Source organism: Micromonospora parva, assembly GCF_000718515.1.
Taxonomy (GTDB): domain Bacteria; phylum Actinomycetota; class Actinomycetes; order Mycobacteriales; family Micromonosporaceae; genus Micromonospora; species Micromonospora parva.
Genome location: NZ_JNZS01000003.1, coordinates 61542 through 78508, shown reverse-complemented (window position 1 = coordinate 78508; position 16967 = coordinate 61542). Strand labels below are relative to the sequence as shown.

The following is a 16967-nucleotide window of genomic DNA, read 5'->3' as shown; positions in this document are numbered from 1 at the left end:
CGCCACGACGATCACACCCCGTCTTGCAGCCACCCGAGGAAAGGACCGAACGATGAGCAACGACGAACAGGAATATGGCGCGAGGTTCGTGACCAAATACTCGGAACTGGTCACCGCAGTGTGGCGCAGCGACGAGGAACTGCAGCGCCTGCTCGCCGACCCGACCGGCTACGCGACCGCGGCCGGCCTGCCGGTCACCCCCGGCGCCCGGGTCGAGGTCGACCGCGCCCAGCCCGCCACGCTCTACACCAAGGACCAGATCGTCGCCGACTGGGCCGGCACGCCCGGCCTGCACATCCTGCACGTGCCCGAGGTGCCGCTGGTCGACCTCAACGAGCTCACCGAGGCCGAGCTGGAGACGGTCGCCGGCGGCGTGGCCCCCATCGCCGACAACAACGTCAACATTATCGCCGTCCTCATCCTCTGAGTTCCCTACCCCCCGCCGGGAGCCTCGATGACTGACACGACCGAGACCATCGCCTTTCGATCCGGCACCTACCGGACGGCCACCGTGGAGCAGACCTGGGAGCGGGTCGGACACCTGCTCGACCGGTTCCGGATCACCCGGGTCGCCGACATCACCCGGCTCGACGAGATCGGCCTACCGGTGCACGTCGCCTACCGGCCGGTGGGAGCCACCATGGCGGTGAGCGTCGGCACCGGCGCCACGGCGATGCAGGCCCGGGTCAGCGCGGTCATGGAGAGCATCGAGTCCTGGCATGCCGAGAACCTCCGGCCGGGGACCGTCGTCCGGTCCCCGGCCGAGGCGCTCGACCTGCCCTACGACGTCCGGTGGCTGCACCTGGCGGAACGGTCACCAGTGACCCCCGCCGTCGAACTCGACTGGGTGGCCGGCCGTGGGCTGGTGACCGGGGCGCACTGCCTGGTGCCGCGCGCCACCATCGAACTGGACTTCACCATCCGGCGTGGCTGGGACCGCGCCCTGTTCACCCCCAGCAGCAACGGGCTGGCCACCGGGAACACCTTCGCCGAGGCCAGCCTGCACGCCCTGCTGGAGGTCGTCGAACGCGACTGCATCGCCCCGTACTGCACCGCGCCGCTGGCCGAGCGCACCTACGCCGACCCGGGCACCGCCACCAACGCGATGACCCGCACGGTGCACGACGCGCTGGTACGCGCCGGTTGCTGGGTGGAGGTCTGCGACATCACCAACGCCGTCGACGTGCCCTGCTACGCCGCCTCGATCTGGTCGGAGGACCTGCCGGTCACCTTCGGCGGCTTCGGCTGCCACGTGGACCCGGAGATCGCCGTCGGTCGAGCCATGGCGGAGGCGGCACAGTCGCGCCTCGTCATGGTCTCCGGAGCCCGCGACGACATCGACGCCACCGCGTACCACGATGTCGGCGCGCCGCCGGTGCCGCCGCCCACCGTCGACCGGCCAGTCCGGCCGGTCCGCCGGAATCCACCACCGGTCGGGGACGTGACCCAGGTGCTGCGCGAGCTGGCGTCCCGGGTGCAGCGGGTCACCGGCGTCGAGCCGTTCAGCGTCGACCTGACCCACGACGACATCGGCATCGCGGTGAGCAAGGTGTTCGCCCCCGGCCTACGGATGTTCGACGAGCGGGCGCTGAGTACCCGACCGGGGGTGCCCCGTGACTGACGTCGTCTTCATCGGCCCGAGCCTGCCCGCCGACGAGGTCGGTCGGCTGCTGCCCGACGCGGTGGTGCTGCCCCCCGTCGCGCACGGCGACCTGCTCCGCCTGGACGTCGCCCCGGGCGACCGGGTCCTCGTCATCGACGGGTTCTTCCTGCAACACCCGCCGGTCCGCCACCGGGAGATCCTCGACCTGCTCGACCGTGGCGTGACAGTGGCCGGCGCGGCCAGCATGGGCGCACTGCGCGCCGCCGAGCTGTGGCCGTTCGGCATGCGTGGCGTGGGCGAGGTCTTCCAGCTCTACCGCGACGGGGTCGTCACGGGCGACGACGAGGTGGCCGTAGTGCACGGCCCCGCCGAGGACGGCCACCGCGCCCTGAGCGTTCCGCTGGTGAACATCCGGGTCGCGCTGCGCCGCGCCGTCGCGGCCGGCGTGCTCAGCGACACCGAGGCGGTGCTGCTGCTGAACATCGGCCGGGACCTGCCCTTCCGCCGACGGTCGTACCGAGCGCTGGAACGCAGCGCGCCACCCGAGGCGAAAGACGTGGTGGACCGGTTCCTCACATGGCACCGGCAGGACCCCAGCGACGCCAAGGGCGCCGACGCGCGGCTGCTGCTGTCGATGGCGGCGGACAACGCCCCCGAGCTGTGCCCGGCGCACCCCGGCGACCAACCGATCGACAACCTGCACACCCGCTTTCTCGACAGCTGGCGCTCCCGGTTCGCCGGCGAATCGGTCGGCGGTCACTGGACCAGCGACCGGGAGGCCGCCGCGGTACTGATGCTGCTGCATCCCGAGTCGCCGACCTGGCACCGGCGGGGAGTGCTGGCCGGGCTGGCCGAGGTCGACATCACCGACCCGGCGGTCGAGGAACGCGCCAGCGAGGTGGCCCGCCGACGCGGGCTGACCGGTGCCCCGGCGAGCGGGTGGGACTGGTTGACCGACCGGGAACGGGATCTCGACGACCGCGAGGCGGTGCTGCGGGTGCTGGTGCGCGCGTTCGGCACCACGCCGTACCGCAGCCTGGCGCTGTGGATGGTCGCGGCGCCGCTGCGTACCCCCGCGTTGCTCACCGCGGCGCGGCAGGTCGCGGCAACCGCGGCGTCGCTGAACGAGACGCTCGTCCCGCGGACCACGGGGCGTCGCCGCCCGGGTGGTCGGCTGCACTTCCGCACCGAGATCGTCGACGCGTGTTTCGCCCGGCTGTGGGGCTGTGCCGTCGACGAGATGGAAGCGGCGGCGTGGGACCGGGGCTTCGTCGACCTCGCGGCGTTCCGGTACGCCGCCGAACCGTTGGTCGCGTACGTCAAGGCGTTCGGTTCCCCGCGACTGCCCACCGTGGGCACGCGGGCGCAGGAGGGCACCCTGGCCGGTCCAGCGGCCCGGGTCGGCTGAGGAGGCGTCGATGAGCGGCACGGTGAAGGCGGCACTGATCTACCCCCCGCTGACCGATCCCACCTCGGGATACCACTCCCTGAACTACCTCGACTCGTACGCCCGGGCCCAGGGGCACCAGCCGGCGGAGATCATCGACGCCAACATCGAGGCGTTCCACCACTCGTACACACCGTCGGCGTACGACTGGCTGCGGCGGGAACTGTCCCGGCTCTCGATCGACGACCTGAGCGGCCCGGACGCGCTGATGGCCCGGGCCAACCAGCTCGGCCTGCCCGACCCGGATCCGGAGCGGCTGCGTCGGTCGATCGGCGTGCTGCAGGATCCGACCCTGTTCTACGACTACCGGCACTACCAGGACGCCGTCGAGGGCGTGATCTCCTGGATGGACGCGCTCGGCTCGGTCGGGTTTCCCGGGCAGTTCCACGCCGGCTTCCGGCTGCACCCACCGCCGATGATCTCGATCGGTTCGGTGGCCGCGCTGACCGACGAAGCGCTGCTCGCCCGGCTCAACCGGCCCTTCCTGCCGTACTACGAGGACGTGCTGATTCCACGGCTCGCCGCGGGCGGGCACCAGGTGATCGGCATCAGCGCCACCTACCAGTGGCAGCTGCCGTTCGCGCTGTGGATCGCCCGACTCGTCCGGCAGGCCTGCCCGGACGTCTTCCTCATCGCGGGGGGCACGGAGATCTCCGACGTCTGGAAGTGCGCCAGCAAACCCGAGTACGTCTTCCAGGTGCTCGCCGACTTCGACGCGATAGTGGTCGGCGAGGGGGAGAGCGCGTACACGGAGATCCTGGACGCGGTGGCGGCCGGCACCCTGCCGGCCGGGCACCCCAACGTCCGGCTGCACCCCAAGTACGGCCGCCAACGTCACCTGCCGCTGCGCTACGAACGCCTGGCGCAGGTGCCGGTGCCGGACTTCTCCGGCCTGCCCTGGGACCTCTACCTCAGCCCGGAGCGGTTCGTCTACTACTCGCCGACCCGGGGCTGCTACTGGAACAAGTGCACGTTCTGCGACTACGGACTGAACACCGACGGCCCCACCAGCCCATGGCGGCAGGACACGGTGGCCACCATGGTCGCGGACGTCACCGAGCTGTCGAAGTTCGCCAAGTTCATCTACTTCTCCGTCGACGTGCTCGCCCCCGCGACCATCCTGCGCTTCGCCGAGCAGGTCGTCGAGCGAGGGCTGGACTTCCGCTGGGGTGCTGAGATCCGGCTGGAGAAGTACTGGTCCGACGAGCGCTGCGAACTGCTGCGGCGCAGCGGCTGCGTGGCCATCTCGGTCGGCTTCGAGTCCGGTAACCAACGCATCCTCGACCTGATCGACAAGGGCACCAAACCCGAACAGGTACGCCGCACCATGACCGCGATGACCAAGGCCAACATCGGCGTGCAGATGATGGGCTTCACCGGTTTCCCCACCGAGACCCGCGAAGAGGCGCTGGACAGCGTCACCTTCCTGCGCGACAACCCGGACCTGTGGACCCTCGGCGGGCTCGGTGACTTCATGCTCACCCCGGGCGCCATCGTCGCCAAGGAACCCGAACGGTTCGGCATCACCAACGTGCGGCCGGTGGAAGGCTCCGACATCGTCCGGATGCTCAAGTACGACGAGCCGGTGACCGAGGCGGCCCAGGCCGAGGTCGCCCAGGCCAAGGCGGGCCTGAACCCGGGGCACTACCACCGCCCGTGGCTGGGCAGCACCGACACCCCGCACACGTTCTTCTACCACGACCGGTACGGCACTGCGGTGCGTGGCGTCCTCGCCAACGACCGGGTCCGGCACGACACCGACGACCAGACCGAGTTCCTCGCCAACGGCTCCTTCGTCGACCGCGACGACGAACAGGTCTGGGAGGCGTACCGGCGGATCCGCTCCGACGAGCAGGACGGCGTCCCCGGCGAGCTGCCGGCCGACCGGCACCTGTTCCGCCGGATCGACGGTCAGGTGTTCGCACTCAACCGCAGCAGCCGGCTGTTCCTGGACCTCTTCAGCGCGCCGCTCACCCTCGCCGAGGCGCAGCGTCGGCTCTGGATCGTCGAACCGACAGTCGCGGACCGGGTCTGGCGCACCTTCATCGGGCAGCGGCTGATCCGCCGGCATCGGCTCCCCGCCGAGCCGGCGCGGTGAGCCGACCGCCCGGCCGGGGATTCCCGCTAGGCGCCCGGCCGGTCGTCAGCCAGGTAGTTCAGGTCGTACGTCGTGATCCGTCCCGACCCCGACGCCAGCAGGCGCAAGCGGCCAGTCGGCTCGGGGAAGAGCGCGACATGTGACGGCTTGTAGCCCTGCCACACCCGCCACAACAGCTGCTTGGACTCCCAGTGCCAGACCCCGACCCAGCCCGCGTCGTTGCCGATCACGATGAGAATTTCACCCGCCACCTCGGCGAGATTGACGGCGGTGGGATAGCCGGCGTCGTACGGAAGAGCCCTGACGTGTCTGATCTCCAGGCCGGTCTGGGTCGCCTCGATTTCGATCAACTCGAACGCCGTGACAAGCCTCGCCCCCCTGGGTGTCTCGTATGTCGCTACCGCGCCAACGCGTCGAAAGTCGTGGTAGTCGGAAGCGGGGCTGTGCAGCTTGAGCACTTCACCGCTCCTGCCGTCCCAGAAGTGCAGGATCCCTTCCGTGCTGGCCGCGACGACCACCGTTCGCTGGCCCACTCGGATGAGCTGCGTCAGCCGGGCACCCGCCGGCCCGTACCTGGGCTGCGTCTGACTTATCGGCAGCAGCGTGACCGACGGCCGGAACGTCCGGGAGTTGGGCTTGCCCGTCCACACTTCCACGACCGGCTCGGTCGGTGATCCGGCGGCCATGACCAGCTCGTCGCCGAACTCGTCGAGCGCCAGGTTCGCGACGGTCATTCGGGGCAGGGGAAAGCTGATGGCGGGTCGCCGGCCGTCGACGTCCACCACGTGGACGTGCCCACTTTCGACCAGGCCGAGAAGGCTACGTCGGCGGTCAGAACGTACGGTGACCGCGTCGAAGGGGCCCGCCGGGATCGTGGCCAGCGGTTCACCGGTGGCCACCTCGCCGACGGTGGTTACGCCGGTGCCGTCCTGCCACACGATCAGCGATCGACCACCGTTGGGCGGGAGCGCGCGGATCACCACCCCAGCCGTCTCGGCGTGGGTAGCCGTCATGGCATCGGTCAACCAATCGCAGTCCCACAGCCTGGTGAAACCGGTGCGCCCACCGCTCGCGAGCACCGATCGGCCGGCGACCTGGGCGGTGGCCAGGACGGTCGTGTCGGAGTAGTGGCCGATCAGAGCACCGGAACTGGTGCCGTCTTGGGGGTCGAAAAGGGGGATCGTGAGGCCCTCGCGCGCCAGTGCGAGCCGGTTGACGCCGCGCACCTTGACGAACGTCAGATCGTGGATCCAGCCGCGGATCTGTTGCCGCCATCGAAGCTGCCCACTGCTGACGTCGAACAGCTGAACAACCCCCTTGCTGTCACCGCTCGCGACCACGACTGTGTGTCCGTGCCTGCCGAGCACCACCGAGTTCACCCAGTCTCGGTGCCCCTTGATCACCCGGGTGCACGCCCCGGTCGCCAGATCCCACAGCCGCACGGTCAGGTCACTACCGCCGGCTGAGGCCAGGATCGGGCCGTCGGTCAGGTCCAGCACGGCCAGACCGCGGACCCCACCCGTGTGTCCCGGCAACTCTCTGATCCGGGTGGACGAGGCGGGATCCCAGATCCACAGGCGACCCTCGGCACCACCGGTGATCAGCCGGGTCTGACCCTGAAGTGTGCAGAACGCCAGGCTGCTGACGCCAGCGGAGTTCACGCTGATCGTGTGGAGGCGTTCCCCGGTCGCCGGGTTCCAGAGTCGTACCGTGCCGTCAGCGCTTCCGGAGGCCAGCACCGCCTGCCCGGCGATGGATCCGAAGGCCAGTTGTTCCACGCCTCGGCTGTGGCCGGGGAGCGTCCTCAGGTACTGCCCGGTGGCCGACTCGGCGATGCGGATGGTCGCGTCAGTGCCACCGGTAGCCACAATCTGCCGGCCGTCGGCCTCCCCGAAGGCGATGGCCTGCACCCGGCCTCGGTGGCCCGGCAGCCGGCGGTGAAAGTGCGCACTCGGTCCCTTGCTCCACAGTCCCTTCCAGGGCAGCCCCGCGGGTGAGTCCAGGAGCGACACGGCGGTTGGCTCGTCACGCAGGGCGACGGCCTGCAGGAGCGCGGCCCGCTGGACCGGGGAGGCGTTGGCCATCTCGTCGGCCGCCCGCCAGTACAGCCGGCACAGCACATGGTCGGTGAAGTCGACGGTGCCCAGCACCTGCAGCAGGCGCAGCGGCTCGGCGTGGTAGAGAAAGTGCGGGTCGGCGACCAACTCGCCGAGTCGTCCGGCGGCAGCGGCATGGGCCGCGAGGTGACGACGCAGGTAGGGGCTCGCCTCGTCCCAGCGGCGTCCGCCAGCGTGCACGAGCGCGACGAGAGACGACGTGATCGTGCTCTGCACGGCCGTGACGTCGGCATGGCTCCGCAGGTGGTCGTTGTACGACTGGTGGTACAGCCGGTAGACGGTCTGTTCGTCCTCGCCGGACTCGATGATGTGGGCGCCCGCATGAGCGAGAATCCAGGAAATGTCGGCCGCCCGATAGTCCGCCCCTCGGCTCCGGTCGCGGAGCGCGTTGGCCAAGGTCAGCCAGATCTGCCGCCGCGGCAGACCGTGACCCTGCGCCCACGCGAGCGGAAGCAGTAACTCCCGCACCCTCCTGGCATCGTCACCGTAACGCTGCAGGTCGGCGGCGAAGGCCTCGCCCACGCCACCGGTGAGCAGCTGCTTCCCGCCGGCACTCGTGAAATCGACGATCCGGCCGCTGTGCGCCACCGCACTGCTGATCAGACGTCCGAAAAGGAAGACACCGCCGCTGTGTTCGGCGATCGTCTGAGCCGCGATGCCGGCGGCGGGCGTGTCCTGCCGGTAGGCGGAACCGGGCTCAAGCAGCAGCCGTCGTCGCACGTACTCGGCAACGGCGTCGACGGCCCCGGGATCGTCGTCGAGCTGAACGACGGTCTCCGGTGCGAGGACCTCAACGAGCCCTCGCGCCTGAAGCGCTTCCCGCTCCTCGGCCTCGTCCCGATTCGCCCGGTGCGGCCGCGTGCCGACCATGACTTTCACGAACGGCAGCTCGGACAGCGGCCGTAGCAGGTCGGTGACGATCAGCCACTGGTCGACGGCCTGGGCCTCATCGAGCGCGTCAAGCATGATCGTCAGCGGGGTCCGGAGCCGGCCGACCGCGGCGACGAGTCGGCCGGGGAAACTCCAGCCTCCGATCGGACTCGGGAGGTCCAGGGCGTCGGCCAGGTCCTGAAGGCAGTCGAGCAGGGTCTTGTTCTTGGCGTGCAGGCCGACGTCTATGGCACCGACACCCGGGTCGGTGTCATCCTGGCACTCCGGATCAAACGCCTTGGCCCTGACGGCCACACCCCGCCAGTACGGGTCCGACAGCACCGCCAACCGGCCCAGGAGTGCAGACTTGCCCGAGCCGGGCGAGCCCGTCACCACGAGCATCCCGTTCGGCCTGGTCCGCAGCCAGCCGACGATCGCCAGCAGGGGATCGCGTCGGCCGGCGAAGTGCCAGCCATCGTCGGCGGGCAGGTCGATTCCCCGGTACTTGAGGACGAAGTGCTGGGCGGCACGGCTCGACAGCGCTCTCCGCCGCCACTGTTTGGTCGGCACGCTGCCGTCCAGGGACACGGCGTTGTAGTGCGGGTTCGGCAACCGCACTGATCCCACCATGTCGTGCTGCGGCGCCTGGCTCAGGCCCAACTCGTCGAACCGGGCGGTGACCGCGTCGACGATGTCCATCGTGTAGACGTACCGGTCGTTCTCAGTCCACCAGGTGTCGTCGCGGAGCACCAGGGCGAGCGCGGTGGTGAATGCCGCCTCTCTGGCCGGCTGGTCGTGATCGGCTGATCCGATCACCGCCAGGCTGGGCTTGCTGCGCGGGTCCGCGAAGGTGTACCGCTGGAGTTCCGCACGGAACGCCGCGGCGATGTCCTGCACGCCACCGGCCGCGCTGCACGCGTCGATGAGCAGGAGGATCTGTTTCACCTTCTTCGCGGCGAGCAACTGTCCCAGCGTCCGGCCGGCCACCGCGTTGTCGTCGCGCGGACGCATCGGCGTTTCCCGCGACCAGAGGTAGAGATGGTCGCCGTGCGTGCTGCCATGACCCGCCCAGTACAGCACCACAAGCGCGTCCGAACTGGGTATCCATTCGCCCAACGCTCGCCGGATCGCCGGCTCGGAACCATCACGGGCCAGGTCGAACGGGTCGACGGTCAGACCGAATCTGCCGAACTCGGCGACCACCGCCGCGACGGCGGGGCGCAGAATCCGCAGCGGAGCCACATGATCGAACTCGTCGATGACGACCGAGGCGATGCATCCGTTCCCCGTCGCAGCGACTTCCTTCGCGGACATGCGCCGTCCTCGACAGATGATGGTGGGACAGGCGGCCAGAATAGTTGAGTGCGGTGGGGGCGTGCATCGCGCGAAAGGCGACAGGTCGGCATAATCGGTCGATGGGACATGACCTCGTGGTCGTCGTGCCCGGGCTGATGGGCAGCGTGTTACGCGACGATCAGCGAGAGGTGTGGAACAGGTCGGCCCCGAGTGTGTGGGCCGGTCTCACGCACCACCGCGAGATGCTGCACCTGCTGCGGTTGCCGGAGGGCATAGGCGACGGTGAGCCTGAGGGCCCGCACCGGCTGGAACCCTGTGGCCTGGTGCAGGGGTGGCACGTCCTGCCAGGGTTGTGGGCCGGCGCCGGCTACCACCGGCTGCTGCGTCGCCTGTCCCGCCTGCCCGCGCCGCAGCGTGTGGTCGCCTTCGCGTACGACTGGCGCCTGTCTGTTGCCCACAACGCTGCCAAGCTCGCGGTGCGGGTGCAGCGTGAGCTGGAACGGTGGCGCTCCGAGCCGGGAGAACACGAGGCCAAGGTGACTCTCGTCTGCCACTCGATGGGTGGCCTCATCGCCGCCACCTTCGCCGCCGGGGTGGGCCGAGAGATCACTCGTCGGGTGATCACCATCGGCACCCCGTTCAGCGGTTCGGTCAAGGCGGTACGCGCCTTCACGGGCCACCTCGCGCCCGCTGTGCCGCGACTCAACGACACTCTCGCCGAGCTGGCGTCGAGCTTTCCGTCGGTCGCCGACCTGTTGCCGACGTACCGCTGTGTGCGTGGCGACGACGGACGGAAGCGCCTGGACCAGGTGGATGTCCCGACACTGACCGGCAGAGTGAGGTGGCGGCCCCGCCCGTGGCAGGGCGAGGGACCGGCGAGCGGCGGGCCGACGATGATTCACTTCGGCGGGCGCCGGCAGCCGACGGATCTGAGTCTTACCTTCGACGCGACCGGCGTCACCTACCACCCGGACCTCCCCGACCTCGATGTGTCGGCGTTGGCCGGGGATGGCACCGTCGCCCCGTTCTCCTGCCTGCCGGCCGGGCATGATTCGACTGACAAGGCGACGTACTGGCCGGTGCGGCACTCCGGCTTGCAGAGCGACCCTCGCGTGCTGGATCATCTCGTCGATGCCGTCAACGGGATAGACCTCGGCGCCGCGCTCGGCCCCGAACCGGAGCTGAGCCTGACACTCCCCGAGGTGGTGCGGCCGGGCGTGCCCTGCCCCATCCATGTCACCGCCGATGTCGAGGACCTGCCGTTGCGGCTGCACATCGAAGACCTGCACGGCCGGCCACTCGGTCCGCCGACGGCACTGCGGCTGGCCGGGGACGGTTACCACGCCGCCCCGGTGTTGCCGGGCGGGGTCTGGCACGTGTCGGTCCGGACCTCGGGGATCTCACCAGCGACCGAGGTCGGCGACATCGTCGTGGCGGCCGGCTAGCTCAGCTTCGTCCATCGAGCCGGCGTGACGCTGGAACAAAACTCCAGCACTCGTGCGCCTTCCGGGGCGCGAGAGCCCGCGCCTTCCGGAACTGGTCCTTGGTCATACCGGGCTCCCTGTCCTGCCACCGCGACAGGTGGAGTATCTATTTCCGCTCTTCCCGGACGGTGTCAACAACGGCCGCGACATCGTCGCGTTCTTCTCGCACGACGGAATGCCTCTGTCGTAAACAAGACACACGAACATCGGCCCCGGCGAGCTGAGCGGAAATCGGTTGGCCGACGTATTGATTGGCGTACCGGAGCAGCGCGATGCCGGCCTGGCGGAAGGCGTCATCTTCCCATCGGGCGCCTCGGCCGGTCACTGAGGACAGACGCCGGAAGCATCCGGGCCGAGCTGGGCTTCGTCGTCCACAAGGGCCGTCCAGGCCACCATCGTCGATCGGCGTACGTCATGCCCGAAGCGTCGGATGAAGCTCCTACCACCCATCCGTCCGATGTGGTAACTCGGCTCGGACGCGACGACCGTGCGTTGATTGACGGTGAACGTTCGGGTGTCTTTGCCGACTGTCCATCTTGGTATGGTCGAGCCCAATCCTGGGGGGAACGATGCCGGAAACCGAACTTGTCAGATTTGTTGTCCGTGACGGCACCTCGGTCATTGTCGAGGTGGAGGAGGAGCGCCGGGGCTCGACTCCCGCCGGCAGGCGGGTGAATGGCGTCCGGGAGGCGCGGGAATTCTTCGAGGTGAATCTGACCCATATCCGCGATGCGGCCGAAGCCGTCCTCGCCGACCTGCGCAGAGCGTCCAGCCCCGACGAGATCAAGATCGGATTCGGGGTGAAGTTGACGACCGAGGTGGGCGCGGTGATCGCCCGTTCCGCGGTGGAGGGCAACATCTCGGTTGAGCTGCTCTGGCGCCGCGACGACTCCACGGACACCCGCACGCCATGACCGGTGTGGATGAGGCGTGGCGCTTGGAGGTGACCGGCGCCAGCACGGGGTGCGGCTTCGCCGTCACACCCACCCGCGCGCTCACCTGCGCCCACCTCATCGCACCCGGCCAACGGCAGTGCCGGGTCGCCTCGCTGCCCGGCATCCGTGCGGTGGACGTGCCCAGTGCCTTTGACAGCGGCGTCAACCCGGTTCCGGACGTTGCCACGATCGACATCACTGGTCATCCGGCGGACGCCGTCGCGCCGATGGGGCCGGCAACCCGACCCGCTCCGGGAACGATCCTCGACCTCTTCGGGCTTCCGGACCGCGGCCAGGAAGGCCGCCGCAGTCAGGCGCGCGTCTCAGGCCCGAGTCGCACCGGCGAATGGCTCCAGATCGACGCCGTCCACGGCCACACGGCATGGGTCGAGCCCGGGTTCAGTGGCGGTGCCGCCACGGACGCTGCCACGGGACTCGTCGTCGGCATGGTCGTCAGCGCGGACAGGTCGCTCGCGGAGCGATCCGCCTGGATCATTCCCAACGACACCATCGTCGGGAGCGCGCCGTGGCTCGCCGCTGTGCTCGCCGACCCGCTCGCCGGAGACCCCGACCACGTCGCCGTGCTGCGGTCCCTCGACGCCCGGCGCTACACCGCGGCTCTCGACCGCCTCCCCGATCTGCACAGCAGGCACCGCCGCAGCTCGGATCTGTACTACTACTGGGCACTCGTGCTGCTCCAAGGTGTCCGCCCGGCGAACCACTCCGGCGAGGTCATCGACGGCATCGAGCGGCTGCTGGGCGAGGCGTGCCGCCTCGACCCGGGCTCGGCACACGCGAAGGCGCTCCTGGCGCTGGTCCGTGAGGACTACTACGGCCTGCGCAGCCTGCCGGTGTCAGGTCGCGACGGCCACTACGACCCGGCCACAAGCCACGTGTCGACCGGCCACGCGATCGAAATCGTCAGCCACGTCCCGGCGACGGAGTGTCTGACCTGGCGCAACCTCTATCGGCGATCCATGGGATGAGTGGCATGACACAGAACCACACGACGCAGAACCCCACTCGGCAAGAGTTGGTACACAAGTACTTCAACCTGGTGCCGCAGAAGCCCTCGTACGTCGGGGCCCTGATCGCGCTCGGCGGCGGCGGCCTGCTCCTGGTCGTCGGCCTGTTGTCGCTCGTCGGTGCCTCCGCCGACAGCGGCCTGGCTGGTCTGGCATGCCTTGGCTGCCTGGGCATCCTCGGCGGTGGTGCCGCCGTCGTCTTCGGTGGGATCAAGCTCGCCGGGACGTACTCGGCCTACAACTCGGCGGTCGCCGCGGCCTATCCCCGCGCCACCGACAGCCAGATGGACGGCTGGCTGCAGGAGGGTGAGAACTACGCGGCGGACGCCGGTCGTCGGCGGTTGAACCGGCACCCGGGCGAAGTCACCCTCAAGTGGGGCGAGAACCTCCTGGTCTTCCACGGTCTGCCGCCGGAGATCCCGTACCAGATCGCTCGTGGTGCTGACGGCGTCCTGCGCGCCTCGCTCTACAAGATCCTGGTGGTCTACCTGTCGAACTATCGGCTCCTGACCTACGAGTCCATCCTCGACATGCGGACCGGCGCGACGGTCAGCGACGCGACGAAGGAATACCACCTGCAGAGTGTGGACGGCCTGGAGACCGCCAGTGACCGGGTGAACTTCTTCCTCCCGCCGGCGAACCAGGCGCCGCCCCCCGGCCAGCCGATGCCGCAGAACCCGACGGCGATCCCGATCGCCACCGCCACCGGGAGCATCGTGCACGTGACCGGCAGGCAGACGCTGCGGCTCATGGTCGCCGGACGACCCGCCATCGAGCTGGTGATGGGTATCTCCGCCACCGACCAGCTCCACATCGAGGGTGTCTCGGGCTCGACCACCGAGGGCATGATCCATACCCTTCGGGAATACCTACGCCGTCACAACGGCGGCATCTCGGGGCAGACGAGCATGCCCAGCAGCCTCCCGCCGCTGCCACCGCTCGGCCCGGAGTGACGCCGACGACGTCGGCGCGGTGACCACGAAGGTCGACGACGCTGGGGTCAGCCGTGCCGGTGGCGCGCTGGTCCCGGTGTCGTGTGGGCATCGCCCGATGCACCGTGGGTCGCGGGAGACACCACCTGACGCAGCGCGGACACGGTGAGCTGACCGAGGCTCGGCACCTGGACCGCCCCGAGCTGCCCCTGGTCACCGACCAGCACCACCGGGCATCCGGCGGCGACCGCGCTGGCAACACCCGTGGGGGAGTCCTCGACGACGGCGCAACGGCCGGGCGGCAGACCCAGCCGCCGTGCCGCCAACAGGTACGGGTCGGGGGCGGGCTTCGTCCGCTTCACGTCGTCGCCGCAGACCACCACGTCGAAGCGGGGAGCACCGGGATGACCAAGCAGAGCGTCGAGGATGTACCGGCTGCTCGACGTGACGAGCCCGACGGGCACACCGTCCGCCCGCAGCGCCGTGATCAGGCGTACGCCGTCGGCCTGCCAGCTCGTCGCCCGGTCACGGTAGAGCTGCCGCACCGCCGCCTCGACCTCCGCCACATCTGCCGCCGGGTCCCACCCGGACCAGCCGATCCGGCGGTGGATCGTCGTGACGGCCTCCAGCGCGGTGAGGCCGAGCAGGCCGTCAGTCGCCCCGGCCGGAACGGGCTGTCGCCCGTTGATCAGGGCTACGAAAGCGGACCGCCAGATTGGCGCGGTATCGACCAGGGTGCCGTCGAGGTCGAACAGCACTGCCCACTCATCCATGCCGGTCATGGTGCTCCTCGGTAGGCCACGAATCAACGCGCCATCCTGGCTGGGCCAGGATGCTGGCCGATACGATCGGCGAACCGCTTTCCCGACGGAGGATGTGCTGATGTACCGGGTCGAGCAAGCGATCGCCTTCGTTCTCGACCGGGCGAAGGCCGACCCCGTCGGACTTGCCTTCCTGGTCGGGGAGCGGTTGATGCTGACCTGCGCGCACGTGGTGAATGTGGCGCTGGGCCGTCCCGCCCGACAGGTGGAAAGAGTTCCGAAGAACAGCCGCGTCTCGCTGCATTTCGCTCTGCTGGGGGCGTCGAACAGTTGGATCGAACGCAGCGCCGAGGTGGTGGCGTGGTTGCCGACCGGTGACGACTTCGACGTCGCTGACGTCGCGGTGCTCAGGCTCGGCGAGGGCCTTGCCGGCAGTGGCGCGGAACCGCTTCGCATCCGGGCGGACCTGAAGGACCGTTACAACGTGCCGGTGCAGATGTGGGGGCCCGGCCAGGGGCGTGACCTGGGCAGGCATGTGCAGGGTCGGTTGCTCGGCGCGGTCGGCAGACACCGGTTGCAGGTCGACGAGGTGGTGCACCGGGTCTTTCGGGTTCAGCGCGGGTTCAGCGGAGGGCCGGTCTGGGATCCCGCCACCTCCGCTGTGTTCGGCATGCTCCAGGCGATCACCACCGACGACTCGGCCGAGGTGCTCGTGCTCGACGGCGCCTTGCTGGAGCGGGCGTTGGCAGCGGTCGCCACCGCGCGACCCGGTCTGGTGCTGATACACGACCACGGCGAGGTCCATTACGACGGCACGCAATACACCCTGCGCCAACGGCGTGTGCTGCACCACGGCGGCACCGCCCCGCGCGCGAAGTACGAGATGAAAGTGTCAGTGCAGCGCTTTCTCAACGACGAGGCCGTGCGTAATCTGCGCCACCACGCGCAACACCCACTCAGTGTTGACGACCCTGTTCGTGACATCGGCCTGCGAGCCTGGTGCGTTTTCGACGGTGAATCCCATCCGATGGATGCCAAGCCGACAAAGGTGCGGCACGAGGAGATCAACTTCGACCTCTGTTTTCCGGCGTCGAAACTGCTGACCCCGGGGCAGCAGGTTGTCGTCGAGTACACGTACCGCGTCAGTGACGAGATCTGGGGGCAGTGGTACAAGCGCAACATCAAGCCGAACACCGACCGGCTGTCGGTGGAGGCGCACCTGCCGAGCGAGTTGGAGCCGGAGTGCTGGGGCGTGACCTCGCTGCCGTCGGAGACGGACCTCGAACCGTTGCCGGACGTCCAGATACGGGTCGAGGATGACCACACCATCTACTCCTGGGATCGAACCGCAGAGGAGGACGACCTCGCCGAGGAGCGTCGCATCCGGCTGGACTGGTTCTTCTGGAAGCGCATCCCGGACAGCAGTGTCTGCGCCGACGCGCCGAGCGTCCTTCGGCAGTTCGGCATCAGGCAGCTGCGGGGCGCGGCACGCGGGCGACGGGCGTCGGAGCTGCCGGTCAAGACGCGGGAGATCAACTTCGACTCACCGAGCGACCGGCTACTGGCCGGGCGGGTGCTCGCGCACCTGCGCCGCGTCGCCGGATGGGTCAACCGGTACCACTCGTTCAAGCCCGAGGTGAGTATGGGGATCGCCGCCCCTCAGCTCGGCATGGCCTACGCCATCGCGATCGTCAAGGTGCCAGGTTCACGGGACTACATCGAGCTGATCAACCCGAGCGTGCTGGAGCGGACCGACGAGGAGGTCCGCGACTATGAGGGATGCCTGAGCTTCTTCGACGTCCGCGGCATCGTTCAACGGCCCTACGGTCTTCGCGTACGCCATCGGACCGCAGCGGGCGACCTGCGAGACGTCGTACTCACGGGAGGGCTCGCCCGCAGCGTCGCTCACGAGATCGACCACCTGAACGGCAAGGTCTACACCGACGCTGACCGCATGCCCGAGGGCGAGGAGCCTGTCGACGTCCCCCGTTACCGTCGGCTGCGGGAGGAGGGCGCGTTCACCGCGCCGGTGCCCCCGACGCAGTTGAGGTGGCAGCAGCCAGGGGCTCACTCCGCCGCCAGGTGACGTTCACGGTGAACGTCGCCTCGGTGGTTCCCTTGGTGAAGATGAGACCGGTCTCTCCGCCGATGGCCAGGCCGAGTTCGACGGAGATCTCATCCGGCGCCGCCGCCGACCGCAGCCGGCCGATGACGGTACGCAACGCGGGCAGCACCCTCTCCAGCGACGCGGTCAACGTGGTCGCCGCCCACTGGCCCCGGCCGTCGTCCGCCGCGGCGAGTTCGATCCCCGCGAGGTCGCGGCGGTCCACCTCCACCTCCACGTATTCATCGCTACCCTCGGCGACCGGAACCTTGAGCAGCACAGTGCTCATGCACTC

12 protein-coding genes are annotated in these 16967 nt (G+C 69.3%); 9 read left to right on the top strand and 3 right to left on the bottom strand.

Going from position 1 to position 16967, the window contains the following annotated elements:
* Positions 1–52: 52 nt before the first annotated feature.
* The 4 genes from IF22_RS0103580 to IF22_RS0103565 are packed head-to-tail and all read left to right on the top strand — an operon-like array spanning position 53 to position 5148.
* Positions 53–427: a class IIb bacteriocin, lactobin A/cerein 7B family gene (locus IF22_RS0103580; protein WP_030328340.1), complete on the top strand. Its 375-nt coding sequence runs from the start codon at positions 53–55 to the stop codon at positions 425–427.
* Positions 428–454: 27 nt separating this feature from the next.
* Entirely contained in the window at positions 455–1621 is a 1167-nt protein-coding gene (locus IF22_RS0103575; protein WP_030328338.1) for a YcaO-like family protein, read from the top strand.
* A complete protein-coding gene (locus tag IF22_RS33580) occupies positions 1614–3011 on the top strand; it encodes a TfuA-like protein (protein WP_051708147.1) in 1398 nt (465 codons plus the stop codon). The genes IF22_RS0103575 and IF22_RS33580 overlap by 8 nt, the downstream gene beginning before the upstream one ends.
* A gap of 10 nt (positions 3012–3021) precedes the next feature.
* Positions 3022–5148, top strand: a complete 2127-nt coding sequence (locus IF22_RS0103565) for a B12-binding domain-containing radical SAM protein (RefSeq protein WP_051708146.1) — start codon at positions 3022–3024, stop codon at positions 5146–5148.
* Between the two features lie 26 nt (positions 5149–5174).
* Here IF22_RS0103565 and IF22_RS0103560 read toward each other — a convergent pair whose 3' ends face one another.
* Positions 5175–9449 (bottom strand): WD40 repeat domain-containing protein, encoded by a 4275-nt coding sequence (locus tag IF22_RS0103560; RefSeq protein WP_030328332.1) that lies wholly within the window; start codon positions 9447–9449, stop codon positions 5175–5177.
* 101 nt (positions 9450–9550) lie between these two features.
* Here IF22_RS0103560 and IF22_RS33575 point away from each other — a divergent pair, with 101 nt between their 5' ends.
* The 4 genes from IF22_RS33575 (at position 9551) to IF22_RS0103540 (ending at position 13828) form a co-directional block, all read left to right on the top strand.
* Positions 9551–10876, top strand: a complete 1326-nt coding sequence (locus tag IF22_RS33575; protein ID WP_081883677.1) for a lipase/acyltransferase domain-containing protein — start codon at positions 9551–9553, stop codon at positions 10874–10876.
* A 608-nt stretch (positions 10877–11484) separates the two neighbouring features.
* Positions 11485–11829 carry a CU044_2847 family protein gene (locus IF22_RS0103550; protein WP_030328328.1) on the top strand — a complete coding sequence of 115 codons (345 nt, stop codon included), beginning with the start codon at positions 11485–11487 and terminating at the stop codon, positions 11827–11829.
* Positions 11826–12836: a S1 family peptidase gene (locus tag IF22_RS0103545; protein ID WP_030328326.1), complete on the top strand. Its 1011-nt coding sequence runs from the start codon at positions 11826–11828 to the stop codon at positions 12834–12836. Before IF22_RS0103550 ends, IF22_RS0103545 begins: the two co-directional genes overlap by 4 nt.
* 5 nt (positions 12837–12841) lie before the next feature.
* On the top strand, positions 12842–13828 hold the full coding sequence (locus tag IF22_RS0103540) for a hypothetical protein (RefSeq protein WP_030328324.1): 987 nt from the start codon (positions 12842–12844) through the stop codon (positions 13826–13828).
* 47 nt (positions 13829–13875) lie between these two features.
* Here the strand turns inward: IF22_RS0103540 and IF22_RS0103535 are convergent, their stop codons facing one another.
* The gene (locus IF22_RS0103535) at positions 13876–14580 is read right to left on the bottom strand and encodes an HAD family hydrolase (protein WP_209444474.1); all 705 of its coding nucleotides are present in this window, start codon (positions 14578–14580) and stop codon (positions 13876–13878) included.
* On the opposite strand from IF22_RS0103535, the gene IF22_RS0103530 reads away from it, so the two are divergent.
* A complete protein-coding gene (locus tag IF22_RS0103530; RefSeq protein WP_156057265.1) occupies positions 14492–16654 on the top strand; it encodes a peptide deformylase in 2163 nt (720 codons plus the stop codon). The genes IF22_RS0103535 and IF22_RS0103530 overlap by 89 nt on opposite strands.
* Here IF22_RS0103530 and IF22_RS0103525 read toward each other — a convergent pair.
* The gene (locus tag IF22_RS0103525) at positions 16587–16961 is read right to left on the bottom strand and encodes a CU044_2847 family protein (protein WP_051708143.1); all 375 of its coding nucleotides are present in this window, start codon (positions 16959–16961) and stop codon (positions 16587–16589) included. The genes IF22_RS0103530 and IF22_RS0103525 overlap by 68 nt on opposite strands.
* Positions 16962–16967: the final 6 nt, after the last annotated feature.